Source organism: Nocardia sp. NBC_01388 (genome assembly GCF_045040085.1).
In the GTDB taxonomy this organism is placed as follows: Bacteria; Actinomycetota; Actinomycetes; order Mycobacteriales; family Mycobacteriaceae; genus Nocardia.
In genome coordinates this window covers 3,813,839-3,839,810 of sequence record NZ_CP109553.1, presented here as the reverse complement: position 1 = coordinate 3,839,810, position 25,972 = coordinate 3,813,839, and the positions used below count along the sequence as shown (strand labels likewise).

Below are 25,972 nucleotides of genomic sequence, written 5' to 3'. Positions count from 1 at the left end.
TCGGTGCTAGCGGGCGCTGTGCGCGCGATTGCCGAGCGAGCGCAGGAACTCCCACGCGTCGGCGACGATCTCGTCCAGATCGGTGTGCTCGGGTCGCCAGCCGAGTTCGGCCGTGGCCAGCGCACTGGAGGCGACGAGCACCGCCGGATCGCCAGCCCGGCGCGGCGCCTCCACCGAGGTGATCGGCAGGCCGGTCACGCGCCGGCAGGAGTCGATCACCTCGCGTACCGAGAAACCGGTACCGCTACCGAGATTGAAGATGCGGTGCTTGCCCGGCTGTGACTGCGCCAGCGCCAGCAGATGCGCCTGCGCCAGATCGCGAATGTGAATGTAGTCGCGCACCGCGCTGCCGTCCGGCGTCGGATAGTCGGTGCCGAAGACCGAGATCGATTCCCGATGGCCCAGCGCCGTCTGCAGCACGAGGGGGATGAGATGGGTTTCCACCATGCGGTTCTCGCCGAGCCCGGCGTACGCGCCGGCCACATTGAAATACCGGAGGCTGGTGGCCGCCAGCCCGTGCGCCGCGGCGTACGAGGTGATGGCGTAGTCGATCGAGAGCTTCGACGCACCATAGGGATTGGTCGGGCGCTTGGGCGCGTCCTCGACGATCGGCACCTGCTCAGGTTCGCCGTACACCGCCGCGGTGGAGGAGAACACCAGGCGCGGGGTGCCCGCCTCGCGCATCGCCTCCAGCAGTGCCAGGGTCTTCACCACATTGCCGTGCCAATACTTCTCCGGCTGCACCACCGACTCGCCGACCAGCGATTGGGCCGCGAAATGCAGCACGCCGTCGAAGGATTCGGACCCGATCAGCTCGACGCCCACCGTGGCGATATCGCCCTCGATGAACTTCGCACCCCCGGGAACCCCGTCGGCATTACCGGTCGAAACATCATCGACGACAACCACCTCATGGCCGTCTTCGAGCAGAACCTGCGCGCAGACGCCACCGACGTAGCCCGCGCCTCCGGTTACGAGAAGTTTCACGGATCAGACCAACTTCACCTGGACGGCATGCGCCATCTCATCGGACAGTTCATAGCCTTCGTGGCCCGGAACCAGAATGACGACCGAACCCGGCCGGGTCTCCACATTGACGCGGGCGTCGGGCACCACGCCCGCTTCGCGCAGCTGGCCGATGACCTCGGGATCGGTCTGGATGTGCTCGGACAGACGGCGCACGACCACCGCGGCGGCCTGGCCCGAGGGCAGGTCCGAGAGGCGGATCAACTTCTCCTCGGCGCCCGAGCGGGGCGGCACGCCCAGTTCGTCCAGTCCGGGAATGGGATTGCCGTAGGGCGAGGTGGTGGGGTTGTTGAGCACCTCGACCAGGCGGCGCTCGACCTCCTCGCTCATGACGTGCTCCCACCGGCAGGCCTCGGCGTGCACGTTCTCCCAGTCCAGGCCGATGATATCGACCAGCAGCCGTTCGGCCAGCCGGTGCTTGCGCATGACGGAAACCGCCATGCCCCGGCCCTTATCGGTCAATTCGAGGTGGCGGTCACCGGCAACGGTCAGCAAACCGTCGCGCTCCATCCGCGCGACTGTCTGGCTCACCGTCGGACCGCTCTGCTCGAGGCGCTCGGCAATGCGAGCGCGCAGGGGCGTGACACCCTCCTCCTCGAGGTCGTAGATGGTACGGAGGTACATCTCCGTGGTGTCGACCAGATCCTTCACCTGTTAACCCCTTCGTCGGCACGAATTCTACCCATGCGCGGCGGCTACACCGGGCTGCAGCTTATTTCGCGAACTCCGAGTCAACACCGAGGACGGCCTGCGTGTTCCCCATGGGTTTCCGGCGTCACAGTGTCCATAGCCTCCGAGTGCAGCGGACGCACTAGCGTGGCAAGTATGCCTGGCCGCGCGCGTGAAGACGGAACCGTCATATGGACCGATCGGTTCCTCGATTACACGTGGACACCGGAGCACCCGATGCGGCCGGTCCGGCTGCAGTTCACCATGGCTCTGGCCCGCAGTCTGGGACTGTTGGAGGGGGTGGAGACCCTGACCCCCGTCGCGGCCGGGGATGCGGAACTGCTGCGGGTGCACACCCATGACTACATAGAGGCCGTCAAGCACGCTCAGCAACCGGCGGGCGTTATGCCCGCCGCACCGCCCTACGGGCTCGGCTCGGCCGACAATCCGGTCTTCCCGCATATGCACGAGGCGGCGTCGGTGATTGTCGGCGGCACCCTCGCGGCGGCACAGGAGATCGCGGCCGGCCGCACCCGCCGGGCGGTCAGCATCGGCGGCGGCATGCATCACGCCATGCCGGATTCGGCGGCCGGATTCTGCGTGTACAACGATGTGGCGGTGGCGATTTCGTGGCTGCTGGACAATGGCTTCGATCGCATCGCGTACCTCGATGTGGATGTGCACCACGGTGACGGCGTGCAGCGCGTGTTCTACGGCGACCCCCGGGTATTGACGCTGTCGATCCATCAGCATCCGGCGACGCTGTGGCCCAATACCGGATGGCCGGAGGAGACCGGCGCGGGCGCGGCCGAGGGCACCGCCATCAATCTGCCGATCATGCCCGGCACCCGGGACCCGCTGTGGCTGCGCGGTTTCCATGCGGTCGCCCCCGGCGCGCTGGCGGCCTTCCGGCCGCAGATCGTGATCAGCCAGTGCGGTGTCGACACCCATCGGGAGGACCCGCTCGCCGATCTGGAATTGAGCGTCGACGGGCAGCGTGCGGCCTTCATCGCCATGCGTGATCTGGCCGATCGTTATGCCGAGGGCCGCTGGCTCGCGGTCGGCGGCGGGGGATACGGGCTGATCCGGGTGGTGCCGCGGGCCTGGACGCATCTGCTGGCCACCGCGCTGGACCGGACCATCGATCCCGATACCGTGATTCCGCGGGAATGGCAGGAACTGGTCGAGGCGTACGCGCCCACTGTCGCGCCGCCCGGCACCATGGGCGACGGCGCCGATACCGGTTTCGAACGCTGGGACGGCCCCGGCGGTGGCCGGGAGACCGGCGATGAGCGGACCGACCGCGCGCGGCGCGCCCTGGACACATCCGTATTGGCAACACGCCGCGCGACTTTCGGGCTGCTCGGCCTGGATCCGGAGGATCCCCGTGACTGAATCTGCCGATCCGGCGGTCCCCTCGACCCCGCCGCTACTGCCCGCGGACACGCCCGGCACACCGGCGAATCCGCCGCCGCCCCCGCAACATTGGTTCGCCGCCGTGCTGGCCTCCGACGGCGGCGTGGTGCGGCTGCGCCCGATCACGCCCGAGGACGCGGCCGGTCTGGAGCGCTTTCACACGGGGCTCTCCGACCGCACCCGCTATCTGCGCTACTTCGGGCCGTACCCGCGGATGACGCCGAAAGACCTGTACCGCACCACCCATGTCGACTACCGCGACCGGGTGGGCCTGGTCATCGAGCTCGGCGATGACATCATCGCGGTCGGCCGCTACGAGTATCTGCCCGATCGGCCAGGGCCGCGTTCGGCCGAGGTGGCGTTCGTGGTCGCTGATCACCATCAGGGCCGGGGTCTGGGTTCCATCCTGCTCGAGCATCTCAACGGGGCTGCCGCGGAGAACGATATCGAAACCTTCGTCGCCGAGGTGCTGGCCGAGAACAACGCCATGGTGCAGGTGTTCCGTGATGCCGGATATCAGGTGCAGCGCAGTCGCGACGGTTCGGTGCTGCACCTCGAATTCGCCATCGACCCCACCGAAGCCCTGCAGTCGGTGCGGGATTCGCGCGAACACGCCTCGGAGGCGCGCAGTGTCGGCAATCTGCTGACGCCGCGCTCGGTCGCGGTCATCGGCGCGACGCCGTCCGGCACCCGGGTCGGCGGCGCGGTGCTGGCCAATCTGCTGTCCGGCGGCTTCCAGGGCCCGGTGTTCCCGGTGAATCGCACGCGCACCGCGGTGCGTGGGGTACGCGCCTATCCGACCGTGCGCGATATTCCGGACGAGGTCGATCTTGCCGTCATCGCGGTGCCCGCGGCCGAAATCGGTTCAGTGCTCGACGACTGTATGGCCAAGGGCGTCAAGGGATTGGTGGTGCTCACCGCCGGTTTCTCCGAGACCGGCCCGCACGGCTTCGCCGCCGAACGCGAACTCGTCGATGCCGTGCGCGCACACGGCATGCGGGTGGTGGGGCCCAGCGCGCTGGGGATCGCCAATACCGATCCGGCGGTCGCGCTGAACGCCACGCTCGCGCCGGTGCTGCCCGGGCGCGGGCGCATCGGATTCTTCTGTCAGTCCGGACCTTTGGGTGCGGCGATCCTCGGCGAGGCGGCGGCGCGGCAGCTCGGGCTGTCCACCTTCGTCTCGGCCGGTAATCGCGCCGATGTCTCCGGCAATGATCTGCTGCAGTACTGGGACAGCGATCCGGGCACCGATGTGGTGCTGCTGTACCTGGAGACCTTCGGCAATCCGCGCAAGTTCTCCCGCATCGCCCGCCGGGTGGCGCGCACCAAACCCATTGTGGCCGTGAGCAGTGGCCGCAATGTGGTGCGGGTGGAGGGGGAGCAGGATCTGGATCGCTCGCTGGTGCGCAATCTGTTCGCGCAGGCCGGGATCATTCAGGTCGACTCCATTACCGAACTCTTCGACTGCGCCATGCTGCTGGCCTATCAGCCGCTGCCGGCGGGACCGCGGCTGGCGGTGATCGGCAATAGCGCGGCTCTGAACTGGCTCGCGGTTGATGCCGGACGCAGTGAGGGGCTCACCGTGCAGGAGCCCATTCACCTGGGGCCGCAGGCCGGTCCGGCGGACTTCCTGACGGCGGTGGCGGCGGCGGTCACCGATGGCGCGGTGGATTCGGTCATCGTCGTCTACTCGCCGCCGGTGCCGGTCGCCGTGGCGGCCTTCGCCGAGGCCATTCGCGCGGGCGCGCAATCCGATCCGGCGACACCGGTTCTCACCACCTTCGTCGCCGATCAGGGCATGTCCAATCTGCTCGCGACCCGTGGGCCCGGCGGCATGCTGGAGCGCGGATCCATTCCGTCCTACGGTGATCCGGAGCGTGCGGCGCGGGCGCTTGCCCGGGTGCGCCGCTACGCCGATTGGCGTACGCGGCCGGTATCGCAGGTCGCCCGCCCCGGCGGTGTCGACACCGTCCGGGCTCGTGAACTGGTCGCCGCATGGATGTCCTCCGAGACCGATCACTGGCTCGCGGATCTGGAGGCCGCGGAGCTGCTGGGCTGCTACGGAATTCGCATTGTCGAATTCCGGGAGGTGCTCGATGCCGAGACCGCGGTGCTCGCCGCCGAACAGTTCGGATATCCGGTGGCGGCCAAGGCGACCGGCGAGATCTGGCGCAATCGGCCCGACCTGACCGGGGTGCGGCTGGATCTGTGGCGTCCGGACGAGGTGCGGCGGGCCTTCACCGAACTGGCCGAGATCTCCGGCAATCCGGTGCACATTCAGCGCATGGCCACCAAGGGTGTGGGCTGTGGCTTCCGGGTGCAGGACGATCCGTCGTTCGGCTCGGTGATCAGTTTCGGCCTGTCCGGCACCATTATCGATCTGCTCGGTGACCGGGTGTACCGGGCGCTGCCGCTGACCGAGGACGAATCGGCGGAGTTGATCGACGCACCGCGTGCTGCCCCGCTGCTCTCGGGGACCGTGCGCGGCCGCGATATCGGCAAGCCGGTGGACAAGGATGCGCTCGCCGAACTGGCACAGCGCATCTCGGCGCTCTGCGATGACCTGCCCGAGGTGCGGGAACTGCAGTGCGAGCCCATTATGGCCTCACCGGAGGGCGCCGCGGTGCTCTACGGGCGGGTGCGCATCGGGCCGGAACCCAACAGGTTCGAAAGCGGTCCGCGCCGGATGGGTTGAGAACAGCACGGACCGAGAACAGCACGAATGGGTTGAGAACCAACAAAATTCGCTGTGTGGAGAGGTGAACGTAGTGCGAGAAGATCAGATCGAGACGGCCACCGCGCCGCTACGCGACGATATCCGGTTCCTGGGCGGGATTCTCGGGGACACCATCCGCGACCATGAGGGTCCAGAGGTCTTCGACCTCATCGAGCGGGTCCGTGTGGAAGCCTTCAAGGTGCGCCGGTCGGAGGTGGAGCGCAGTGCCGTCGCCGACATGCTGCGCGGGGTCGATATCCATACCGCCATTCCGGTGATCCGCGCCTTCAGTCACTTTCTGCTGCTGGCCAATCTGGCCGAGGATCTGCAGCGTGACCGGCGCCGCGCCGTGCATATCGCGGCGGGGGAGTTGCCGCAGGATTCGAGCTTGGCGGCCACCTACCGCAAGCTCGACGCCGCACCGCCTGCTGCCGATACGGTCGTCGATCTGCTGACCGACGCCCTGGTCTCGCCGGTCATCACCGCGCATCCGACCGAGACCCGGCGGCGCACCATCTTCGATGTGCAGTCGCGCATCACCGAACTCATGCGGCAGCGGCAGCGCTACAGCGAGCACGAAACCGAGTTCGCCGTCATCGACACCGATATCCGGCGGCAGGTGCTGCAGCTCTGGCGGGCGGCGCTGATTCGGTTGGCGCGCTTGCGGATTCAGGATGAGATCGAGGTCGGCCTGCGGTACTACGACCTCACGCTGTTCGAGGTCATTCCGAAGATCAATGACGAGGTGCGGGCGGCGCTGCGGGCCCGCTGGCCGGAGCATGCACTGCTGTCGCGGCCGATCCTGCGGCCGGGCTCCTGGATCGGCGGTGACCGGGACGGCAATCCGTTCGTGACCGCCGAGGTGGTGCACCGCGCCACCCATCGCGCGGGCGCCCTCGTCTTCGAACGGTATCTGAAATCCATTGTGGAGCTCGAGAAGTCGATGTCACAGTCGGCGCGGCTGGTGCCGGTGACACCGGAGCTCGCGGCGCTGGCCGGCGCCGGATTCGATGACTCCCCGCAGCGCGCCGATGAACCGTATCGCCGCGCATTGCGCGCCATTCGGGCTCGGCTGAGTGCCGCAGCGCGCCGGTCGCTCGGCGAAATCCCTTCGGACGGAATAGATGTCGTCGCTGAGCCGTACGCGGGGCCCGAGGAGCTGCTCGCGGATCTGAATGTGGTCGACGCCGCCATGCGCGCCTCCGGTGACGGCCTGCTCGCCGATGATCAGCTGGCCGCGCTGCGCGGCGCGGTGGAGACCTTCGGCTTTCATCTGCAGGGTTTGGATCTGCGGCAGAACTCGGACATGCATGAGCAGGTGGTGGCCGAGCTGCTCGCCTGGGCCGGAGTGCACGCGGACTACGCCTCGCTCGACGAGGAGCAGCGGGTGGAGCTGCTCGCGGCCGAATTGACCACGCGCCGCCCGCTGGTCGGACCCATGGCGCAGCTCAGTGAGCTGGCGGCCAAGGAACTCGCGGTGGTGCGCGCCGCCAGGAGCGCCATCGATGATCTGGGCCCGGATACCGTGCCCAACTACATCATCAGCATGTGCACCTCGGTCAGCGACATGCTGGAGGCGGCGCTGCTGCTCAAGGAAGCGGGCATTCTCGATCCCGGCGATGCGAACACCCCGCCGTCCAGCACGGTCGGCGTGGTGCCGCTGTTCGAGACCATCGACGATCTGCGCGGTGGCGCCGAAATCCTTTCCGCGGCACTGGAGGTGCCCGCCTATCAGCGCCTGGTCGCGGCGCGCGGTATGCAGCAGGAGGTGATGCTGGGTTACTCCGACTCGAACAAGGACGGCGGGTACCTGGCCGCCAACTGGGCGCTGTACCGGGCCGAACTGGATCTGGTCGATACCGCCCGGAAGACCGGAATTCGCCTGCGGCTCTTCCACGGTCGTGGTGGCACCGTCGGCCGCGGCGGCGGTCGCAGTTATGACGCCATCCTCGCCCAGCCCGCCGGGGCCGTGCGCGGCTCGCTGCGCCTGACCGAACAGGGCGAGATCATCTCGACCAAATACGCCGATCCGGGCACCGCGTACCGAAATCTCGAAGCTCTGGTCGCGGGCACGCTCGAATCCACCCTGCTCGACGTGGAGGGTTTGGGCAGCGAGGCCGATGCTTCCTACGAGGTGCTCGACGAGCTGGCCGAACTGGCTCGCCAGGCCTATGCGCGACTGGTGCACGAAACCCCCGGATTTGTCGAATACTTCCGTGCCTCAACGCCTATCGCGGAGGTCGCCGACCTCAATCTGGGTAGCCGGCCCGCCTCCCGCAAGCCCACCAACTCCGTCTACGACCTGCGCGCCATCCCCTGGGTGATGGCGTGGAGCCAGTCCCGGGTCATGCTGCCCGGCTGGTACGGCACCGGCACCGCCTTCGAACAGTGGATCGGCGATGATCCGGCCCGCCTGGCCGCACTGTCGGATCTCTACCGGCGCTGGCCGTTCTTCCGCACCATCATGTCCAATCTGGCCCAGGTCATGGCCAAGGCGGATATGGACATAGCCGCGGCCTACGCAGATCTGGTTCCCGACAAAGCGCTGCGGGACACCATCTTCGGCATGATCTGCGACGAGTTCGCCCGGACCGTCCGCATGCACGCCGCCATCACCGGCACCGGCGAACTACTCGCGGACAACCCGGCCCTCGCCGAATCCATCCACAACCGCTTCCCCTACCTCGAACCCCTCAATCAACTACAGGTGGACCTGCTGCGCCGCCGCCGTGCCGGAGACGACTCCGAATTGGTGGAACGCGGCATCCTGCTCACCATGAACGGCCTGTCCACAGCCCTGCGCAACTCCGGCTAGGTCCTATCGCAGCGCACCCGCTCGATCATGAGCCTCGGCTGGGTGGGCATGCGCGACGGCCTGGAGAAGGTGGTCGCCGCCGCGTAGTCGGTCAGCGACGGGAAACGGCCCGCACCCGAATGGGGGTGCGGGCCGAAAGCCTGATGGGGGAGAGGCTCCGAAGTTATTGCGCGGGTGCCTTTTCCGGCTCCTTCGCAGGAGCCGCGGCCGGTGGACCCGCTTGGCGTAGCGGAACTTCGACCAGGAACAGCGCCGCGACCAGGCCTATCGCGCAGAGCACGGCGGACCAGGTGAAAATGCTGTGCATGCCGGAGGCCACCCCGTGCAGGTAGGCATCACGCAGGGCGGTGGGGAGCGAACCCAGCTTGGCCGGATCGAGTTGCCCGCCGTGGCCACCGTGTCCGGTCATCGAATTGGTGATCTGCCGGTTGAACAGTGCGCCGAAGAGTGCCACACCGAATGATCCGCCCAGGGTGCGGAAGAGGGTCGCGGTGCCCGAGGCGGCCCCGATGTTCTTCATCTCCACGCTGTTCTGTGCGATGAGCACCGTCATCTGCATGAGGAAGCCCAGGCCCGCGCCCAGCATCGCCATATAGATGCCCGAGGTGAGCCGGCTGGTGCCGGTGTCCATGGTGGCCAGCAGAATGCTGCCGCTGGTGAGCAGTACGCCGCCGAGGATCGGGAAGATCTTGTAGCGGCCGGTCCTGCTCATCACTCGGCCCGCGATCTGCGAGACCACGATGATCGGCACCATCATGGGCAGCAGCAATAGTCCGGAGTTCGAGGCCGAGGCGCTCTGCACGGTCTGCTGGAACAGCGGCAGGAAGCTGACCGCGCCGAACATGGCCACACCGACCACCACCGACAGCACCGAGGTGAGCACGAAGTTGCGGTTGGTGAACAGGCTCAGCGGGATGATCGGTTCCGGTGCGCGGGTCTGCGACCAGATGAACGCAGGCAGGCCGAGCGCCGCGACGGCGATCGTCGTGAGCACTTGCGGTGAGTCCCAAGCGTATTGGGTGCCGCCCCAGGTGGTGACGAGCACGATCGCGGAGATGGTGACGGTCAGTAGCGCCGCCCCGAGGTAATCGATCTTGGCATTCGGGCGCCGGGCGGTCAGGTGCAGCGTGGTGTAGCACCACACCAGTGCGATCAAGCCGAGGGGCAGATTGAGGTAGAACGCCCACCGCCAGCCGGCGTGATCGGTGACGAAGCCGCCGACCAGGGGGCCGCCGATGGTGGCCAGGGCCATAACCGAGGCGGTCATGCCCATGTACTTGGCGCGTTCCCGCGGCGGGATGAGTTCGCCGATGATGGCGAACGCGCCGGCGGCCAGACCGCCCGCGCCGATGCCCTGCAGTACGCGGAAGCCGATGAGCTGATCCATGTTCTGCGCGGCGCCGGCCAGGCCGGAACCGATCAGGAAGATGACGATCGAGGCCAGGAAGTTGTTCTTGCGGCCGAACAGATCGCCGAGCTTGGCCCAGATGGGTGTGGAGGCGGCGGTGGCCAGGGTGTAGGCGGATACCACCCACGACAGGTGTTCGAGGCCGCCGAGTTCGCCGACGATCGTCGGCATGGCGGTGCCGATGATCATGTTGTCGAGCATGCCCAGCAGCATCGCGAGCATGACGCCCAGCAGGATCCAGCGCACATTGCGCGGTGCGGTCTGCGGTGCGGAAAGCGTGGTCATAGCGGTCCCTCCCTTCGTTGAGGTCTGGTTCGGGCGCCGATCGGCGTCCCGGCGACTCCAGAAAACCATAACGAATTAAGAAATTCAACCGCTCAGAAAATTGTATGACTAAGAAAACCTCGGTAGGGTGTGCTCATGACCGGACTTCGCGAGCGCAAGAAGGCGCAGACCCGCACGGCCCTGGCCGATGCCGCGCTGCGGTTGTTCCTCGAACGCGGCTACGACGCGGTCAGTGTGAAGGAGATCGCCGAGGCCGCCGAGGTGTCGGTGCCCACGCTCTTCGCGCATTTCCCGGACGGGAAGGAATCGCTCGTCTTCGATCTCGACGCGGATCGCGAACAGAGCCTGGTGGCGGCCGTCCGCGATCGCGCGCCGGGAAAGAATGTGCTCGAGGGGCTGCGCGATGCCTTCCTGGCCACACCCCGGCCCGCCGAATCGGCGGAGATGCAGGGGTTCATGCAGTTGGTGGAGAGCACGCCCGCGCTCTCCAGTTACTTCCGGCGGATGTGGCAGCGGCACGAGGGCGCACTGGCCCGGGCCATTGCCACGGATCTGGGCCGCGATCCCGGTGATATCGAGGTGATCGCACTGGCGCACTTCGTATTCGGGGCGCTGGAGGTGGCGCGGCGCGGCGCCGATCCCGCGGCCGATCTCACCCGCATCTTCGAACTACTCGAAACCGGTTGGGGCGCACTCGTTACGAAGTGAAGGCGGTGGCATGGTCGCGCACCCAGTCGGCATAGCTGCGCGGTGCGCGGCCGAGCACCTCCCGAACATCCTGGGTGACAATGGCATTGCCGCCCGCGCGCACATACGCCTGACCCTGTAGCGCGCCGTCGGCGAACTCCGGGGACCGGCCCGAGGCCACCATGAGATCGCGCGCCGCCTCGAGCGGTATGTCGTCGACCTCGATCGGACGGCCCAGAGCCGATGCCAGCGCGGCCACCTGGTCGTGGGTGCTCAATGTCTCGGGACCGGTGAGGGTGTAGATACGGCCGGAATGCGCGTCCGATAGCAGCGCCTCGACCGCGACCGAGGCGACATCACGGGGATCGACGACACCCTGCGTGCCGTCCCCGGACATATTCGGGACCGGCTGACCCGCCTGTATCGAGGCGATCCAGCTCAGGGTGTTCGTGGCAAAACTGCTGGGGCGCAGGATGGTCCACGCCACCCCGCTGTTCTGCACCGCCTGCTCGCCGGGCACATGCCAGGTGCCGACCATGCCGATATCGGCGGTGCCGGTGCCGATGGCCGACAGCTTCACCAGCCGCCGCACGCCGGCATCGCGGGCGGCCGCGGCCAGGGCCTGATCCAGTTCGACATAGTCCGGACCCAGCAGGCCGACCAGGAATGCCGCCTCCGCTCCGGCGAAGGCCGCCGCCATCGATGCGCTGTCGGCGTAGTCGCCCTGCACCACCTCGGCCTCGGTGGGCAGCTGCGCCCGCTGCGGATCACGGGTCACCGCACGGACTTTCACACCCCGGGCCACTAATTGCCGGACAACTTCACTGCCGATGGTGCCCGTGGCACCGGTGATTACGATCATGCCGACAACGATGCCGCGCCCGCCCGGCCGCGCTCTAGGAAAAACCGGCACACTCCGGGGCGCGCGCCCCGCCTACAGTGGATGCGGTGACCGTCATGCAGAGTCCGGTAGCCGTCCAGACCGCAGACGGCTTCGAGGAGTCGGTCCCCGCCCCGGAGTCGCTGCGCCCGTGGATTGCGGAAGTCGGCCGCATTCCGGTGCTCACGCACCTGCCCACGCACTTCACTCACGTTCCGCAGGCCGTCACCACGCTGGTGCTGCGCACCGAGCCGTCCGGCCGCCGCGACGCCCTGGTTGTCGGCCCCCGCACCCGCGCCACCTACGCCGGTGCGAAAGAGCCCGCCGGTTGTCTGCGCCTGCGATTGGCCCCGGGTGCTGTCCGCCCCCTGTTCGGTGTCGCCGCAACCGATCTCACCAACCGCGTCCTGAGGTTGGCTGATATGCCCGGCCCGGCGGCCGAGCTCGCGCGCGAGATCATCGAGATGGACCTCGGCGACATCGTGCTGTTCCTGGAATCGACTCTCCCGCAGGTTCTTTCCGAAAGCCCGACCCGCCGTGAGCACCGCCGCCTGCTCGATTCGGCCGTCGCGGCCATCGACGGCGACGCCGCGCCGCTGCGGGAGGTCGCGACCCGTCTCGCGGTCAGCGAGCGGCAACTCCGCAATCTCTTCACCGCCGGCGTCGGCGTCTCACCCAAGCACTATGCCCGCATCACCCGGGTCCGTCAGGTGATCGATGCCGCCGGCAACACACCCTGGTCCGATATAGCCGTCGCCACCGGCTATTACGACCAGTCTCACCTGACCGCCGACTTCCGGTCGCTCATGGGCGTGACGCCGGATCGGTTCTTCAAGGGCAAGCTGCCCGCACCCACCGCGTGCCAATCGGTGACCACCCTCGCCGGGTAGCGAAACGAAAAGAGTAATGTTTGCGACGCTGATGCCGCGGTAATCACTACCACGACATATGTCCGCATCCGTCTGTCCGACAGGGAGGCAATCACGCCCGAGCGAGACCGGATCTGGTTTTCGAGAAGCATCCAGACCTCAACGACGAGGAGATTGGAATGACTTTCGACCTTTCGGACTCTTTGTTCTCTGATTCGATCGACGCTCTGCTGGAGCGCCCGAATTCTGTTTCACAGCTCGCGCACGGCGATTTCTACGAACGGCCGCTGCACATTGTTCTGGTGGCGCCGCCGTATTTCGACATCCCGCCCGCCGGATACGGCGGGGTCGAGGCGATGGTAGCGACCCTGGCCGATGCGCTGGTCGAGCGAGGACACCGGGTGACCCTGCTCGGAGCAGGTCGAGCGGGTACGAAAGCCCGGTTCATCCGGGTGTGGGACGAGGTGCAGACCGCGCGTCTGGGCGAGACGTTCCCGGAAATCGTCAACGCCATGCGGGCCTGCCGGATTATCGAAGAACTGCATGCCGAGGATTCGGTCGATATCGTGCACGACCATACATTCGCCGGTCCGCTCAATGCGGCGGCCTACCGGATGCTGGGAATCCCCACGGTGGTCACCGTCCACGGGCCCGTCGAACCGGATATGTACGAGTACTACCGGGCCTTCGACCACAGCGTGAATCTCATCGCCATCAGCGACCGGCAGCGGGAATTGGCCCCCGACCTGAATTGGATTACCCGCGTCCACAATGCGATTCGGCCCGAGGAATGGCCGTTCCGCACCGAAAAACTGGACTATGGCCTGTTTCTGGGGCGCTATGCCCCGTCCAAGGGCCCGGATCTGGCGCTCGAGGCCGCGCACGCCGCCGGTCTGCGGTTGATTCTCGCCGGTAAGTGCAATGAACCGCCCGAGAAGGCGTACTTCGAACAGCGGATCCGCCCGCTGCTGACCGCCGACGACCAGGTATTCGGCGAGGCGGACGCCATTGCCAAGCGGGAACTGCTGGCGGGCGCGCGCTGCCTGCTGTTCCCGATCCAGTGGGAGGAACCGTTCGGTCTGGTGATGATCGAGGCGATGGTGTGCGGTACGCCGGTGATCGCCCTGCGCGGCGGTGCGGTCGCGGAGGTGATCGAACACGGTGTCACCGGCTGGATCTGTGAAGATCCCGCCGAACTGCCCGCGGCGATCGCGCGAGCCGGCGAGATCGATCCGCATGCCTGCCGGGCGCGCGTGGAACGGCTGTTCGCCTCCACCCGCTTCGTACAGGGCTACGAAGCGGCGTATTACGGAGCCATAGGCGACCTTTCGAAGCGGGTGCCACTGCGTTTCGCCGGCGATCACGCGGTGATCAGGACAGCGGCGATCGCACCGCCGGAGGTCGTGAGCAGGAGTCGCGGGTGAGCGTTTTCAACGCCGGCCCTCCATCACCGGTCGACGGTCGCGGCATCGTCACCCTGGTGGAGGCCGGCACGTTCTGCCTCTCCGATCAGCTGGGCGATATCCATCCCGGGTCCGCCCAGGGGCTGTTCTACCGTGACACCCGATTGCTGGCGCGCTGGGAGCTGCGATTGGACGGCCATCCGCCGGAACATCTTTCGGTCATGATGGCCGAGGCGTTCCGGGCCCGCTTCGTGACGCGGAAGCCCCCGAATCAGGGGGTGGCCGATGCCACGGTGCTGGTATCGCGGCGGCGGATGATCGGCGAGGGGATGCGCGAAACGATCACGGTGCACAATCTCGGCGATGAGGACACCGCCATGACGGTCACCCTCATCGCCGACTCCGATTTCGCCGATCTGTTCGCGGTCAAGGAGGGCCGGGTGCACAGCGGCAGCTGCGAACTCGCCACCGCGGAGGGCACCCTGCGGTTGACCGACCGCAATGATTCGGGGCGCGGGCTGGTCGTCATCGCCAGTGGCGATCCGGCCGCGCAGCCCGGATCGCTGAGCTGGCGGATCGTCGTGCCACGGCATTCCACCTGGCAGACCGTGGTGCTGTGTCAGCCGATCATCGGGCACCATGCCGTCGCGGTGAATCTGGACGACGATTCGGATGACAACCCGTCCAACAAGATTCGGCAATGGCGGGCCACCGCGACCAGCCTCACCGCCAGCGGTGCCGGTCTGAACGCCATTCTGCAACGCACCGAGAGCGATCTCGGTGCGTTGCGGATGGACGATCCGGGCGGCGGCACCGCCTATGTCGCCGCGGGTGCGCCGTGGTTCATGGCCCTGTTCGGCCGCGACAGTCTGCTCACCTCGTGGATGGCGCTGGTGCTGGATTCGGATCTGGCCCTGGGCACGCTCCGGCAGCTGGCGAAACTGCAAGGTACACAGAGCAATCCGCTCACCGAGGAGGAGCCCGGCCGCATCATGCACGAGATGCGGCACGGCCCCGGCGGCGATGCGGTGCTCGGTGGCAGTGTCTACTACGGAACTGCCGACGCCACACCGCTTTTCGTCATGCTGCTGGCCGAGTGCTGGCGGTGGGGGGTCGATCCGGCCGCGATCCGGGAACTGCTGCCCGCCGCGGACGCGGCCTTGTCCTGGATCGACAATTTCGGCGACAGCGACGGTGACGGATTTGTCGAATACCGGCGCAAGACCGATCGCGGGCTGGCCAATCAGGGCTGGAAGGACAGCTGGGACGCCATCAGTTTCGCGGACGGCCACCTCGCCGATCCACCGCTGGCCCTGTGCGAGGTCCAGGGTTACGTCTACGCCGCCCGGCTGGGCCGCGCCGATCTGGCCGAGGCCTTCGGTGATATCCCCACCGCGCAGCGATTGCGCGCACAGGCCGCGGAGCTGAAACAGCGGTTCGGCGAAGCCTTCTGGATCCCGCACGTCGGCCGCTACGCCCTCGCCCTCGACGGGGCGAAGCAGCAGGTGGATACCGCGACCAGCAATCCGGGCCACTGCCTGTGGACCGGCATTGTCAGCGACGAACACGCCGCCGCTCTCATCGAAGGCCTCGGCGGCGCGGATATGGACAGCGGCTTCGGCCTGCGCACACTGTCTTCGACGGCCCGCCGCTTCAATCCGATGGGATATCACACCGGATCGGTCTGGCCGCACGACACCGCCATCGTCGTCGCGGGCCTACTGCGCTATCGGCACATTCCGGGCGCTTTGGAGCTGGCCGAACGACTGGCCGGTGGCCTCCTGGAAGCCATCGCGGAATTCGACGCCCGCCCACCCGAGCTGTACTGCGGCTTCCCCCGCACCGAATTCCGTTCCCCCATCCCGTATCCCACCTCGTGCTCCCCCCAGGCGTGGTCCAGCGCGGCCCCACTCCTGCTGATGCGTTCGTTCCTCGGCCTCGTCCCGGACGTCCCGCACCGCACCCTGACGGTCGCACCCCGCCTGCCCGACCGAGCAGGCCGAGTACGACTGGCGGATCTGCGACTGGGCACGGCGACGGTGACCATCGAGGCGCAGGGCACCACGATCTCCGTCAAGGGCCTACCCGGCGACTGGCAACTCATCCAGGCATGAGAGGCAAACGAAAGCGGCCGACCGGAATTCGGTCGGCCGCTGGGGGTACTCAGCTGGCGTAGGCGCGGAGGCGGTCGGCGCGCTCGCCCTTGCGGAGCTTGGACATGACCTCGCGTTCGATCTGACGGACCCGCTCGCGCGAGAGGCCGAAGATCTTGCCGATCTGGTCGAGGGTGCGGGGCTGGCCGTCGTCGAGGCCGTAGCGCAGGCGGATGACCTGCTGTTCGCGCTCGTCCAGGGTGGTCAGGACCACGCGGACGTCACGGTGCAGGAAGCCGGCGATGACGGCGTTCTCGGCCGAGGTGGCTTCGGAATCCTCGATGAAATCGCCGAGGGGGGCCTCTTCGTCATTGCCCACCGGCATATCCAGGCTCACCGGGTCGCGGCTGTGGTCGAGCAGATCGGCGATCTTCTCTTGCGGAATACCGGACTCGTGGGCGAGCTCCGCGTCGGTGGCCTCGCGGCCGAGCTGCTGATGCAGTTCGCGCTTGATGCGGGCCAGCTTGTTGACCTGCTCGACGAGGTGGACGGGAAGCCGGATGGTGCGACTCTGGTCGGCCATACCGCGGGTGATCGCCTGACGAATCCACCAGGTGGCGTACGTCGAGAACTTGAAGCCCTTGGTGTAGTCGAACTTCTCCATGGCGCGGATCAGACCAAGATTGCCCTCTTGGATCAGGTCCAGCAGCGGCATGCCGCGGCCGGTGTACCGCTTGGCCAGAGAAACCACGAGGCGCAGGTTGGCTTCGAGCAGGTGCTGGCGAGCCGACTGACCTTCGCGCACGAGGATCGCGAGATCCTTCTTCTTGGGCGCGGACAGTCGTTTGGTCGTCTCCAGCAGGTGCTGAGCGTAGAGGCCCGCCTCGATGCGCTTGGCCAGCTCGACCTCGTCGGCAGCCGTGAGCAGCGCCGTTTTGCCGATTCCGTTCAGGTACACGCGTACCAAGTCGGCGGCGGGGCTTGCGGCGTCGAGGTCCTGTTCGCTGATGCGCACGTCAGTGGTGGCGGGGCTTGTCATGACTTGCCTCCTGTCGGTGGTGTCTCGCTCCGTACAACGGGCCCGACATCAGGAAAGTTCCCCGCAACGGCGGACATAAACCGTATCTGAGCTGCGGTTTTTGCGACCCACGGCTGAGAAGTTCCTGAGAAGCGTGCGTACTGGGGAACGCGCGCCTCCGGCCGGCGGCTGTCGATGTCCGGTGAGTTGCCGCCTTCGGCGTCGAACTTCGGAGCGCGGCAACCGAATACGTGTGTACGGGCCTTGCATTGCCGGCGTTCGTTCGAGCGGATGTTCCGGTGCTGTGCGGTTCGGCGGCCTCCTCGAGGTACCCGCCGGCGGCGTTCGAAACATGAGATAGCTCACTTTATGAAGATAAACGCCAGGTCACGGCCCGGAAACGACTCGGCCGCCGGGCAGGGATGCCCGGCGGCCGAGGGGAGGTGCGGCGCGGAGGAACGCAGTGCGGCGCGGAGGAATGCACTGCGGCGCGGAGGAACGCAGTGCGGGGGGAGAGGGAACTCAGCGCGGATGGATCAGCCCGTGGCGAACCAGGCTGACCACCACACCCAGCACCGCCGATTCGAATTCGGGAGTGGCCGCGTCGCCGGTATCGCTGAAGGACAGCAATTCCACCAGCTCGCTCAGCGGCAGTCCGTCCGGGCGCATACCGGCCAGCAGCGCCGCCGTGGTGTCGTCCACCTCGTGCTGCCAGAGCGGTCCGTCGCCCCGGTGCAGCCGTGCGACCCGCTGCTGCCAACCCTCCGTGCTCGGCAGCGAGACCCGCTCCAGTGCGGTGGCCGGATCAACCTCGAAGCGCGAGGACAGGACGAGGCCCGGATCGGTGGCGACGGCGCGCAGCCATGCCGAGCGCTCGAAGTAGCGATGGGTCTCCTGCCCCAGCGGATCCTCGAAGGGATGTGTGAGGTCCTCGGCGAGCATTTCGGTGGGTCCGTCTATATCGCGCATATAGACGACACCGAATCCGATGCCGTCGACCTCCGCGGCGGCGAAGGCTTCCAGCCACCGTTCGGCACGGGCCTGTGCCGCGGGCTCGCGCGGATCCAATCCGGCGTCGCGCAGCCAGGTTCCGACATACAGGGCCGGATCGGCGATGTCGCGCTGCACTATCCAGGCGTCGATGCCGTGGTCGGGCAGCCAGCTCGCGACGCGCGAGCGCCAGTCCTGTCCATTGATATGGACCCAGGAGGCCAGCAGTGCCGCGGTGCCACCGGGATTGAGCATGTCCGGAATGCCGGAGATGACGAGTTCGCTCGCACCGTCCAGCGCCAGTCCGGAGTCCCGGTAGGTGTGCTCGACACGTGCCGGGCCGACCACGAACGGGGGATTGGCGACCACCTGATCGAAGCGGCGTCCGGCGACCGGTTCGAACCAGGAGCCCTCGCACAGCTCGATATCCAGATCATTGAGCGCGGCGGTGGCCGCGGCCAGCCACAGGGCGCGCGCGTTCACATCGGTGCCGGTGACGGTGCGCCCGTAGGACTTCGCGTGAATGGCCTGCACACCGCAGCCGGTGCCGAGGTCGAGCACGGTGCCGACCGGACGGGTCGGGGTGGCGCGCAGCAGCGACAGTGACGCCTGACCCACGCCGAGGACGTGATCGGCGTCGAGGGTGCGCCGGCGCATGGAGTCGTCGAGGTCCGACAGGACCCAGCGGGTGCCCTCGCCGAGATCGAGCGGGCGCAGGTCCAGGGCCGCGCGTATTTCGTCGCCGTCGCGTTCGAGGAGTCCGGCGGCGATCGCACGCTCTGTATCCACCGGCGCCAGCGCGGCGGCCACCTCGCGCTCGGGCATGGGATCACCGAGTAGCAGCAGGCGAATGAGCGTGCCGAGTTCTCCGGCGTCGCGGGCCGCGCGGCGTACCGGCACCGGCTCGGAGCGCCACAGCGCCGCGTGCGCCGCGTCCCCGAGTGCCGCAACAAGATTGTCGGAGCCGTATCCGACCCGGGTCAGCGCGGTGCGCAGGTCCGGGGCGAGGTCGGCGAGCAGGGACGAGGCGGTCGTCGAGCGCTGGTCGAGGGATCGATTCGTCGGCATGGCATCGAACTCTGCCATCGCGACCGTTCGGTACCTCGCAGTGGTCCCGGTTCGGTCCGGCGTCCAGCCCCATAGCGTTCGCCCCGAACTGTCTGTGGGCCGTGTTGTCGAGGGTGCACGACGAACTGTGTTGATTCTGAATGGAACCGTGGTCCTTGACCAGGACCAGAGCGTAAAATGCTGCGCGGCACCGATATAGAAGAATGGTCGCTGAAATGTCGCTGAAAGGCGTTCTGTCATTTCAAGATCAACATTTTGAAGATCAAAAATACTGCTACGCAACGGGGTTCGTCTGTGTATGCTACTGATCATGCACAGCCCCACTACGAGGTGGGATTGAGGGCGAGGCGGTGTCGATTAGTGGACGTCAACAGGCTCCGGATGCGGCGGGCGGCGGCAATTGCAATCGCCTTCGGCGTACTGGCTCTGATGGCCACCGGTGCGCTTGATCGATTGATGCTCGGCGTATTCATGTGCGCCGGACTGGCACTCGGTGGGATCAATGCGCAAATAACGTGGATGTCTATTGTTCGCATCACCGATGCGGAAACTCCTAGCAAACAGAAGCTCGCGCTCTCTTCTGCGGCGCGATTGCTCATACTGACGGGCCTGTCGATAGTCGTCGCGTTCTTCACGCGTCCGTACGGTGTCGGTATCTTCTTCGGGTTGGCCGTCTTTCAATTGATTCTTGTGCTCCACACGGTGGTGCCCGAAGTGAAAGGCCTTCGACAGCAGCCATGAGCCATTCCGTCGCTTCGATTGCCCAGATGACCGGAAATGTGACCCTGAGCGCCGAAGATGCTCCAGCGGCGCCGTCGAAGATTCATGTTGGTGACCATGTCACCGCGCACTTCTTCGGCCTGGACTTCAATATCGACACCATTGTGTCGACCTCCGTTGCCGCGCTCATTGTGCTCGGTCTGGCCTTCTACCTGCGGGTCAAGATAACCTCGGGCGTCCCCAACGGTGTGCAGTTGTTCTTCGAGTCCGTCACGGTCCAGATGCGCAATCAGGTCGAGGGCGCCATCGGCATGAAGGTCGCGCCGTTCGCGCTGCCCCTGGCCGTCACCCTCTTCACCTTCATTCTGCTCTCCAACTGGTTGTCGGTGCTGCCGGTCCAGTACGGCTCGGGTGAATTGATTGCGCCTCCGGCCTCGGATGTCAACTTCGTCTATGCCTTGGCGCTGTTCGTGTTCATCGCCTATCAGGCCGCCGGTATCTGGCGGCGTGGTCCGGCGAATCACCTCAAGCAGACGCTCAAGGGCCATGCCGGTTGGGGCATGATCTTCATCAATGTGATCGAGGAAGTCGCCAAACCGCTGTCGCTCTCTCTGCGACTCTTCGGCAATATGTTCGCCGGCGGTGTGATGATTTCGGTGATCACGCTGTTCCCCTTCTGGATCAGCTGGGGCCCGAATGCCATCTGGAAGATGTTCGACCTCTTCGTCGGCGCCATCCAGGCATTCATCTTCTCCCTGCTGACCGTTCTCTACTTCAGCCAGTCGATGTCGCTGGAGAGTGAAAATCACTGATCGGCACCGCTGTTCGGTGGCAATCTCAAAAGGAAGTGAAAAATGGCAGATCCAGCAACCGCGAGTATCGTCCAGGGCGCTCTCATCGGCGGCGGCATCATTCTGGCGGGCGGTGCCATCGGTGCGGGAATCGGTGACGGTCTCGCCGGCGCCGCGCTGATCAATGGCGTCACCCGGCAGCCCGAGGCCGAAGGCAAGTTGCGCGGTAACTTCTTCCTGACCGTCGGTCTGGTCGAGGCGGCCTACTTCATCAACCTGGCGTTCATGGCGCTCTTCGTCTTCGCGACTCCCGGTAAGTAGACGAAATCATGTCTCCGAGAACAGATGTGGAGGCCGCGGGGAACTTCCTGATCCCCAATGGCACCTTCTTCGTTGAGCTCGCGATCTTCCTGATCGTGCTCGGAGTCATCTGGATTTTCGTTGTTCCGCCGATCCGAAAGGTGCTGGCGGAACGGGAGGCGCGGGTCGAGGAGACGGCGAAGATCAGTAAGTCGGCGACCGAGATATTCACCGAGGCCGAGGACCGCTATCAGACGGCCCTCGACAAGGCCCGCGCGGAAGCGGCGGAAATCCGCAATGACGCACGGGCGCAAGGCCGGGAGATTCTCGAGGAGCTGCGCGGCGAGGCCCAGCGCGAGGCCGATCACATCGTCGCGGAATCCACGGCACAACTGCGTGCCGAGGCTGATCAGGTTGCTGCCGAACTCCGTGAATCCGTCGAACCGCTGGCCCAGAATCTGGCTGATCGCATGCTCGGCGTCAAGAATCGTCCCCGGTCCAGTGCCGGAAATCAGAGAGGACGGGGGACGCCCTGATGCCAACGACCGGCGTGCTCGCCGAAGGCTACAACATCACCTTCGACTGGCCCGTCTTCTTCAGTCAGCTATTCGGTTTCATCGTTATCATCTGGCTTTTCGTGAAATACCTGCTCCCCTTCGTGAAGAAGATGATGAACAAGGCACAGGACACCATCAGGCGGCAGCTCGAAGAGAGCGAAGCGGCAGCGGAGCGTTTGACCGCGGCCAAAACCGCCTACGACAGCGCGGTCGCCGAGGCGCAGGCCGAACTCGAGCGTATGCGCGAGGAAGCCCGCGCCGATGCCGACCGCATCATTGCGCAGATGCGCGAGGCGGCCACCGCGGAGGTCGAACGTGTCCGCCGTGTCGGCCGTGATCAGATCCTGCAGTTCCGCAGGCAGATGATGCGCGATCTGGAGGCCGACCTGTCGGCCGCCATGCTCGCCCTCACCGAGGAAAAGGTGCGTGAGCAGGTCGGCACACCGCAGGCCAGATCCGAGAGCATCGAGCGTTTCCTCGACGATCTCGAAATGCTGGCCAATTCGGCTCCGGCGGCGCGGCAGCAGCCGCAGACCGGCGCCAACTGACAGCAGCTCAGGCGGGTTCCCGGCCGGTCAGACAATATGTCTGACCGGCCGGATCTGTCATGACCAGCCACCGGCTGCCCCGATCGACCCGGCGCGCGCCCAGCTTTTCGTGCCAGGCGGCGGTGACTTCGATATCGGTGCAGGCCAGATCCAGGTGCGCGGCGGTGGGCCGGTCCTCGCCGAGCCGCTGCAGCAGCAGATCGATCGGCACGCCGGGCCGGGCCGAGAGGCGGGCGAACTCCGGCAGACTGCCGGGCCGCCAGGCCCAGCCGGTCAGATCGGCCCAGAAGCGCGCCTCGGTGCCGTAATCGGACGCGCCGATATCCAGGCATACCTGATCCAGCCGGCTGCGATCACCTTCGGGTCCGGTGACCGTGGGTGCGAGTGCGCCCGCACCGTCGCGAAAAGGTGTGAAGCAGAAGGTCATTCCGTGCGGGGACCGCAGGACGGCATAACCGATGCGCTCGGTCAGGATGTAATCCCCGACCAGTGTGGCGCCGAGCCGCACCGCGCGCTCGGTGGCCTCCACGACATCGTCGACGTCGAGATCGAGGTGTACGCGCGACTCGCCGTCGATGGTCTGCATTTTCACGGTGGGCGCACCGTAATCCGGTAGCAGCGTGACGAATTCGTCGTGCTCACCCCGGGTCGGCGACAGTGTGGTGCCGGTGACCGTGGTCCAGAATTCGGTGCTCGCCCCGAACTGCGCCGCGGGTCGGTCGATGAAGGCCCAGAGCCACCGAATCATGCTTTCTCCCATTGGTCCCGCTTCCAATCTTCGCGAAAGGTCTTGCGATACGCCAGCGGCGGTACGCCGAGTTCGGAGCGCATGTGATGGCGCAGCGAGGCGGCGGTCCCCATGCCGGCCGCCCGCGCCACCTCGTCGATTGCCAGCCGGGTGGTCTCCAGTAGATGCCGGGCATGCCGCAGTCGCTGCTGCAGTACCCAGGCGCCGGGCGCCATACCGGTCTCGGCCTTGAAGCGCCGAGTGAAGGTGCGGACACTCATACAGGCGTGCGCGGCAAGGGAATTGAGGTCCAACTCGCGGTCGAGATGGTGCAGCGCCCACATGCGGGTCGGCGCGGTGCCCTCGGCGCCCGGTTCGGGAATGGGCTGTTCGATGAACTGGGACTGACCGCCCTCGCGCCACGGCGGCACCACGCAGTAGCGGGCCACCCGGTTGGCGGCAGCGCTGCCGTGATCGGTACGGATCAGATGCAGGCACAGATCGATGCCGGACGCGAGACCGGCTGCGGTCCAGACGTTTCCGTCCTCGACGAAGAGCAGGTTCTCATCCAGCAGCACAGCCGGATAGAGCGATCGGAACATCTCCGCGAACTGCCAGTGGGTGGTCGCGCGCCGTCCGTCCAGCAGGCCCGCCGCGCCGAGTACGAAAGCGCCGGTGCAGATCGAGACGATCCGCGCGTCCGGCCGGATCATGGCCAGCACGGGCGCCAGTTCCGGTGGCAGCACGCCCTGGGTGCGCGGTCCCGATATCCGGGTGCCGGGCACGATCACGGTATCCGCGCGGGCCAGTAGCTCCGGCCCGCATTCCGGAACGATGGTGAAACCCGTCGTGGTGGCGATACCGCGGGGATGTGCCCCGCAGACGTGCACCTCGTACAGCGGGTGTCCGGCGTCGTCGACCGCCGAGCCGAGCACCATGGGCGGGATCGTCATATCGAATCCGACAACGGGTTCCAGCGCGAGCACGGCCACCAGATGAGGCGTGGGCATCGGCTACCCCCTCTCCAAATACGTTGGCCAGATCTTGACGCATTGTGTCAGTCAGGCCACTCGTGCGCGAGTGCGAATTCCGGCACGCTTCAGCGGTGAGTGAAATCGGTACCGATCCCGTCATCGAATTGACCTCCGGCACAGCCGCTTCGCGTGGCACCGCAGCAGATGGAGCGGCGGGCGGGCCGCAGGCCGATGCGGTTGCCGGGCCGCAGCTCGACGGGACTGGTGAACCGCCGCGGCAACCGGATGGTGGAGCGATGGAGCGGCTGGAGGCCATCAGGGCGTCGGACCGGAGTGCGGACTCCGGAGCGGCACGGCCCGCGACGGAATCAGTGCCCGGTGCGCCGACATCGTCCTGGGGGATGGTCGGAGGCCGGCTGCATCCGGCGTGGATTGTCGCGGCTGTGGGATTTGTCGCGCTGATCGGTGCGGCCGCGTTCCGGTCGGTGCCCGGGGTGCTCATGGAGCCGCTGCATGACGAATTCGGCTGGTCACACGGGACCATCGGTGCGGCGGTTTCGGTGAATGTGCTGCTCTATGGGCTGATTTCGCCGTTTGCCGCGGCGCTCATGGACCGGTTCGGGATTCGTGTGGTGGTGGCGAGTGCGCTGCTGCTCATTGCCGCGGGGAGTGGGCTCACCGTCTTCATGACGCAGCCGTGGCAATTGATGGCCACCTGGGGGCTGCTGGTCGGCATCGGGACAGGGTCCATGTCGATGCCGTTCGTCGCGACCATTACCGGCCGCTGGTTCGTGCGTCAGCGCGGGCTGGTGACCGGTGTGCTCACCGCTGCGGGCGCTGCCGGGCAGCTGGTCTTTCTGCCGCTGATCGCCCGGCTCGCCGGTGATCACGGCTGGCGGACACCGGCGCTCCTGGTGGCGGGCGCCGCGCTGGTGGTGGTGCCGCTGGTGCTGCTGTTCATTCGCGACTTCCCGAGTGATGTGGGCGTCACCGCGTACGGCGCCGAGGCCGGCAGCGTGGTCGGCGTGCGCACCGCGGCCGTGGGCGGGGCCGGACGTGCGCTCGGCGTGCTGTTCACCGTGGTCCGTAAGCCCGTATTCTGGTTGCTGGCAGGCGGTTTCGCGATTTGCGGTGCGTCCACCAATGGTCTGGTCGGCACGCATTTTGTCAGTGCCGCGCACGATCACGGTATGCCGGCCACCACGGCCGCCGGGTTGCTCGCGCTGGTCGGGCTGTTCGATGTGGCGGGGACCATCGCCTCGGGCTGGTTCACCGATCGGGTCGACTCGCGGTATCTGCTGGTGGCGTACTTCTCACTGCGCGGGGTTTCGCTGCTGATCCTGCCGAACCTGTTCGGGCCCGATGTGCAACCGAGCATGTGGGCGTTCGTGGTCTTCTACGGCCTGGACTGGATCGCCACCGTGCCGCCCACGGTCGCCCTGTGCCGCGAGCACTTCGGCGCGGACGGACCGGTCGCCTTCGGCTGGGTCTTCGCCTCGCATCAGGTCGGTGCGGCGATCGCGGCCGTCGGCGCGGGCATCATCCGGGATATGCGGGGCAGCTACACCCTGGCCTGGTACATCGCGGGCGGGCTCTGCGGTTTCGCCGCGCTCATGTCGGCGAGTATTCGACGTAAGCGGGTGGAGCCGTCAGCCGTCGATGGCTTTGTGCGGGCGTGAGTCGAGCGCCTTCTGATTGCGCCGGCCGTCCCAGCGGCTGGGCTCGTCCTTGCTGCGCGGCGGCCGGTCATTGGCGCCGAGCACGGCGATCCACGGCAGCGGAATGGAGACGCCGATGATCAGCATCGAGATGACCCAGTTGCCCCAGATGCTGTAGGCGACGGCCGAGAGCACCAGGCAGGGAATGCGGAACGCCATGATGATCGTGTACCGGCGGACCCGATTGTGATGCTGCTGTTCCAGTGAGACCGCGGCCTCGGTGATCAGCGTGGGCTGTTCCTTCTCACCCCGGAAGAAGCCCGCGGGTTTGCGCTCCGGCATGGGATTCGAACC

General features: G+C 66.7%; 22 protein-coding genes. 13 read left to right on the top strand and 9 right to left on the bottom strand.

The genetic code is table 11. The features are described from left to right. Positions 1–6: 6 nt before the first annotated feature. Together galE and OG716_RS19020 are read right to left on the bottom strand one after the other, a co-directional pair. Positions 7–987, bottom strand: coding sequence for a UDP-glucose 4-epimerase GalE (gene galE, locus OG716_RS19025; RefSeq protein ID WP_355121098.1), 981 nt, complete (start codon positions 985–987; stop codon positions 7–9). A 3-nt stretch (positions 988–990) separates the two neighbouring features. After that, a complete protein-coding gene (locus OG716_RS19020) occupies positions 991–1,677 on the bottom strand; it encodes an iron dependent repressor, metal binding and dimerization domain protein (protein WP_355121096.1) in 687 nt (228 codons plus the stop codon). A gap of 174 nt (positions 1,678–1,851) precedes the next feature. Here OG716_RS19020 and OG716_RS19015 point away from each other — a divergent pair, with 174 nt between their 5' ends. The 3 genes from OG716_RS19015 (at position 1,852) to ppc (ending at position 8,642) form a co-directional block, all read left to right on the top strand. Further along, positions 1,852–3,090, top strand: a complete 1,239-nt coding sequence (locus OG716_RS19015; RefSeq protein WP_355121094.1) for an acetoin utilization protein AcuC — start codon at positions 1,852–1,854, stop codon at positions 3,088–3,090. A 37-nt stretch (positions 3,091–3,127) separates the two neighbouring features. Beyond that, positions 3,128–5,806 carry a GNAT family N-acetyltransferase gene (locus tag OG716_RS19010; protein WP_405139763.1) on the top strand — a complete coding sequence of 893 codons (2,679 nt, stop codon included), beginning with the start codon at positions 3,128–3,130 and terminating at the stop codon, positions 5,804–5,806. Between the two features lie 73 nt (positions 5,807–5,879). Next, complete coding sequence (gene ppc, locus OG716_RS19005) at positions 5,880–8,642, top strand: phosphoenolpyruvate carboxylase (RefSeq protein ID WP_405138866.1); 2,763 nt, start codon at positions 5,880–5,882, stop codon at positions 8,640–8,642. Positions 8,643–8,805: 163 nt separating this feature from the next. Here the strand turns inward: ppc and OG716_RS19000 are convergent, their stop codons facing one another. Further along, positions 8,806–10,335 (bottom strand): MDR family MFS transporter, encoded by a 1,530-nt coding sequence (locus tag OG716_RS19000; RefSeq protein WP_405138865.1) that lies wholly within the window; start codon positions 10,333–10,335, stop codon positions 8,806–8,808. Between the two features lie 135 nt (positions 10,336–10,470). On the opposite strand from OG716_RS19000, the gene OG716_RS18995 reads away from it, so the two are divergent. Continuing rightward, positions 10,471–11,043: a TetR/AcrR family transcriptional regulator gene (locus tag OG716_RS18995; protein WP_405138864.1), complete on the top strand. Its 573-nt coding sequence runs from the start codon at positions 10,471–10,473 to the stop codon at positions 11,041–11,043. On the opposite strand, the gene OG716_RS18990 is transcribed toward OG716_RS18995, so the two are convergent. Continuing rightward, on the bottom strand, positions 11,033–11,884 hold the full coding sequence (locus OG716_RS18990; RefSeq protein ID WP_405138863.1) for an SDR family NAD(P)-dependent oxidoreductase: 852 nt from the start codon (positions 11,882–11,884) through the stop codon (positions 11,033–11,035). The genes OG716_RS18995 and OG716_RS18990 overlap by 11 nt on opposite strands. Positions 11,885–11,979: 95 nt before the next feature. Between OG716_RS18990 and OG716_RS18985 the strand changes: the two genes are divergently transcribed. From OG716_RS18985 to OG716_RS18975, 3 genes are all read left to right on the top strand, one after another. Continuing rightward, positions 11,980–12,792, top strand: coding sequence for a helix-turn-helix domain-containing protein (locus OG716_RS18985; protein WP_405139761.1), 813 nt, complete (start codon positions 11,980–11,982; stop codon positions 12,790–12,792). Positions 12,793–12,950: 158 nt separating this feature from the next. After that, on the top strand, positions 12,951–14,195 hold the full coding sequence (locus OG716_RS18980; RefSeq protein WP_405138862.1) for a glycosyltransferase family 4 protein: 1,245 nt from the start codon (positions 12,951–12,953) through the stop codon (positions 14,193–14,195). Further along, a complete protein-coding gene (locus tag OG716_RS18975) occupies positions 14,192–16,288 on the top strand; it encodes a glycogen debranching N-terminal domain-containing protein (protein WP_405138861.1) in 2,097 nt (698 codons plus the stop codon). The genes OG716_RS18980 and OG716_RS18975 overlap by 4 nt, the downstream gene beginning before the upstream one ends. A gap of 49 nt (positions 16,289–16,337) precedes the next feature. Here OG716_RS18975 and OG716_RS18970 read toward each other — a convergent pair whose 3' ends face one another. Together OG716_RS18970 and OG716_RS18965 are read right to left on the bottom strand one after the other, a co-directional pair. Continuing rightward, a complete protein-coding gene (locus OG716_RS18970; protein WP_327145152.1) occupies positions 16,338–17,306 on the bottom strand; it encodes a sigma-70 family RNA polymerase sigma factor in 969 nt (322 codons plus the stop codon). A gap of 501 nt (positions 17,307–17,807) precedes the next feature. Then, on the bottom strand, positions 17,808–19,343 hold the full coding sequence (locus OG716_RS18965; RefSeq protein ID WP_405138860.1) for a methyltransferase: 1,536 nt from the start codon (positions 19,341–19,343) through the stop codon (positions 17,808–17,810). Positions 19,344–19,703: 360 nt separating this feature from the next. On the opposite strand from OG716_RS18965, the gene OG716_RS18960 reads away from it, so the two are divergent. From OG716_RS18960 to OG716_RS18940, 5 genes are read left to right on the top strand one after another with little or no spacing between them, the layout of a single operon-like run. Beyond that, on the top strand, positions 19,704–20,084 hold the full coding sequence (locus OG716_RS18960; RefSeq protein ID WP_355121072.1) for a hypothetical protein: 381 nt from the start codon (positions 19,704–19,706) through the stop codon (positions 20,082–20,084). A 26-nt stretch (positions 20,085–20,110) separates the two neighbouring features. Continuing rightward, positions 20,111–20,875 (top strand): F0F1 ATP synthase subunit A, encoded by a 765-nt coding sequence (atpB, locus tag OG716_RS18955; protein ID WP_405138859.1) that lies wholly within the window; start codon positions 20,111–20,113, stop codon positions 20,873–20,875. A gap of 42 nt (positions 20,876–20,917) precedes the next feature. Next, positions 20,918–21,175, top strand: coding sequence for a F0F1 ATP synthase subunit C (locus OG716_RS18950; protein ID WP_327145156.1), 258 nt, complete (start codon positions 20,918–20,920; stop codon positions 21,173–21,175). An 8-nt stretch (positions 21,176–21,183) separates the two neighbouring features. Further along, positions 21,184–21,690 carry a F0F1 ATP synthase subunit B gene (locus OG716_RS18945; RefSeq protein ID WP_355121068.1) on the top strand — a complete coding sequence of 169 codons (507 nt, stop codon included), beginning with the start codon at positions 21,184–21,186 and terminating at the stop codon, positions 21,688–21,690. Beyond that, positions 21,690–22,259 carry a hypothetical protein gene (locus OG716_RS18940; protein ID WP_405138858.1) on the top strand — a complete coding sequence of 190 codons (570 nt, stop codon included), beginning with the start codon at positions 21,690–21,692 and terminating at the stop codon, positions 22,257–22,259. The genes OG716_RS18945 and OG716_RS18940 overlap by 1 nt, the downstream gene beginning before the upstream one ends. A 7-nt stretch (positions 22,260–22,266) precedes the next feature. Here the strand turns inward: OG716_RS18940 and OG716_RS18935 are convergent, their stop codons facing one another. Both OG716_RS18935 and OG716_RS18930 read right to left on the bottom strand, forming a co-directional pair. Further along, entirely contained in the window at positions 22,267–23,007 is a 741-nt protein-coding gene (locus tag OG716_RS18935) for a VOC family protein (RefSeq protein WP_355121064.1), read from the bottom strand. Then, the gene (locus OG716_RS18930) at positions 23,004–23,996 is read right to left on the bottom strand and encodes a GlxA family transcriptional regulator (RefSeq protein WP_405138857.1); all 993 of its coding nucleotides are present in this window, start codon (positions 23,994–23,996) and stop codon (positions 23,004–23,006) included. Before OG716_RS18930 ends, OG716_RS18935 begins: the two co-directional genes overlap by 4 nt. Positions 23,997–24,361: 365 nt before the next feature. Between OG716_RS18930 and OG716_RS18925 the strand changes: the two genes are divergently transcribed. Further along, complete coding sequence (locus tag OG716_RS18925) at positions 24,362–25,639, top strand: MFS transporter (RefSeq protein WP_405139759.1); 1,278 nt, start codon at positions 24,362–24,364, stop codon at positions 25,637–25,639. Here the strand turns inward: OG716_RS18925 and OG716_RS18920 are convergent. Further along, the gene (locus OG716_RS18920) at positions 25,610–25,960 is read right to left on the bottom strand and encodes a DUF3099 domain-containing protein (protein WP_405139757.1); all 351 of its coding nucleotides are present in this window, start codon (positions 25,958–25,960) and stop codon (positions 25,610–25,612) included. The two genes, OG716_RS18925 and OG716_RS18920, sit on opposite strands and share 30 nt — an antisense overlap. Positions 25,961–25,972: the final 12 nt, after the last annotated feature.

Coding starts and splice junctions, on each gene's coding strand:
- OG716_RS19015 (WP_355121094.1), top strand. CDS start 1,852: ATGCCTGGCCGCGCGCGTGAAGACGGAACCGTCATATGGACCGATCGG.
- OG716_RS19000 (WP_405138865.1), bottom strand. CDS start 10,335: ATGACCACGCTTTCCGCACCGCAGACCGCACCGCGCAATGTGCGCTGG.
- OG716_RS18995 (WP_405138864.1), top strand. CDS start 10,471: ATGACCGGACTTCGCGAGCGCAAGAAGGCGCAGACCCGCACGGCCCTG.
- OG716_RS18990 (WP_405138863.1), bottom strand. CDS start 11,884: ATGATCGTAATCACCGGTGCCACGGGCACCATCGGCAGTGAAGTTGTC.
- OG716_RS18985 (WP_405139761.1), top strand. CDS start 11,980: ATGCAGAGTCCGGTAGCCGTCCAGACCGCAGACGGCTTCGAGGAGTCG.
- OG716_RS18980 (WP_405138862.1), top strand. CDS start 12,951: ATGACTTTCGACCTTTCGGACTCTTTGTTCTCTGATTCGATCGACGCT.
- OG716_RS18970 (WP_327145152.1), bottom strand. CDS start 17,306: ATGACAAGCCCCGCCACCACTGACGTGCGCATCAGCGAACAGGACCTC.
- OG716_RS18965 (WP_405138860.1), bottom strand. CDS start 19,343: ATGCCGACGAATCGATCCCTCGACCAGCGCTCGACGACCGCCTCGTCC.
- atpB (WP_405138859.1), top strand. CDS start 20,111: ATGACCGGAAATGTGACCCTGAGCGCCGAAGATGCTCCAGCGGCGCCG.
- OG716_RS18950 (WP_327145156.1), top strand. CDS start 20,918: ATGGCAGATCCAGCAACCGCGAGTATCGTCCAGGGCGCTCTCATCGGC.
- OG716_RS18945 (WP_355121068.1), top strand. CDS start 21,184: ATGTCTCCGAGAACAGATGTGGAGGCCGCGGGGAACTTCCTGATCCCC.
- OG716_RS18940 (WP_405138858.1), top strand. CDS start 21,690: ATGCCAACGACCGGCGTGCTCGCCGAAGGCTACAACATCACCTTCGAC.
- OG716_RS18935 (WP_355121064.1), bottom strand. CDS start 23,007: ATGATTCGGTGGCTCTGGGCCTTCATCGACCGACCCGCGGCGCAGTTC.
- OG716_RS18930 (WP_405138857.1), bottom strand. CDS start 23,996: ATGCCCACGCCTCATCTGGTGGCCGTGCTCGCGCTGGAACCCGTTGTC.
- OG716_RS18925 (WP_405139759.1), top strand. CDS start 24,362: ATGGTCGGAGGCCGGCTGCATCCGGCGTGGATTGTCGCGGCTGTGGGA.
- OG716_RS18920 (WP_405139757.1), bottom strand. CDS start 25,960: ATGCCGGAGCGCAAACCCGCGGGCTTCTTCCGGGGTGAGAAGGAACAG.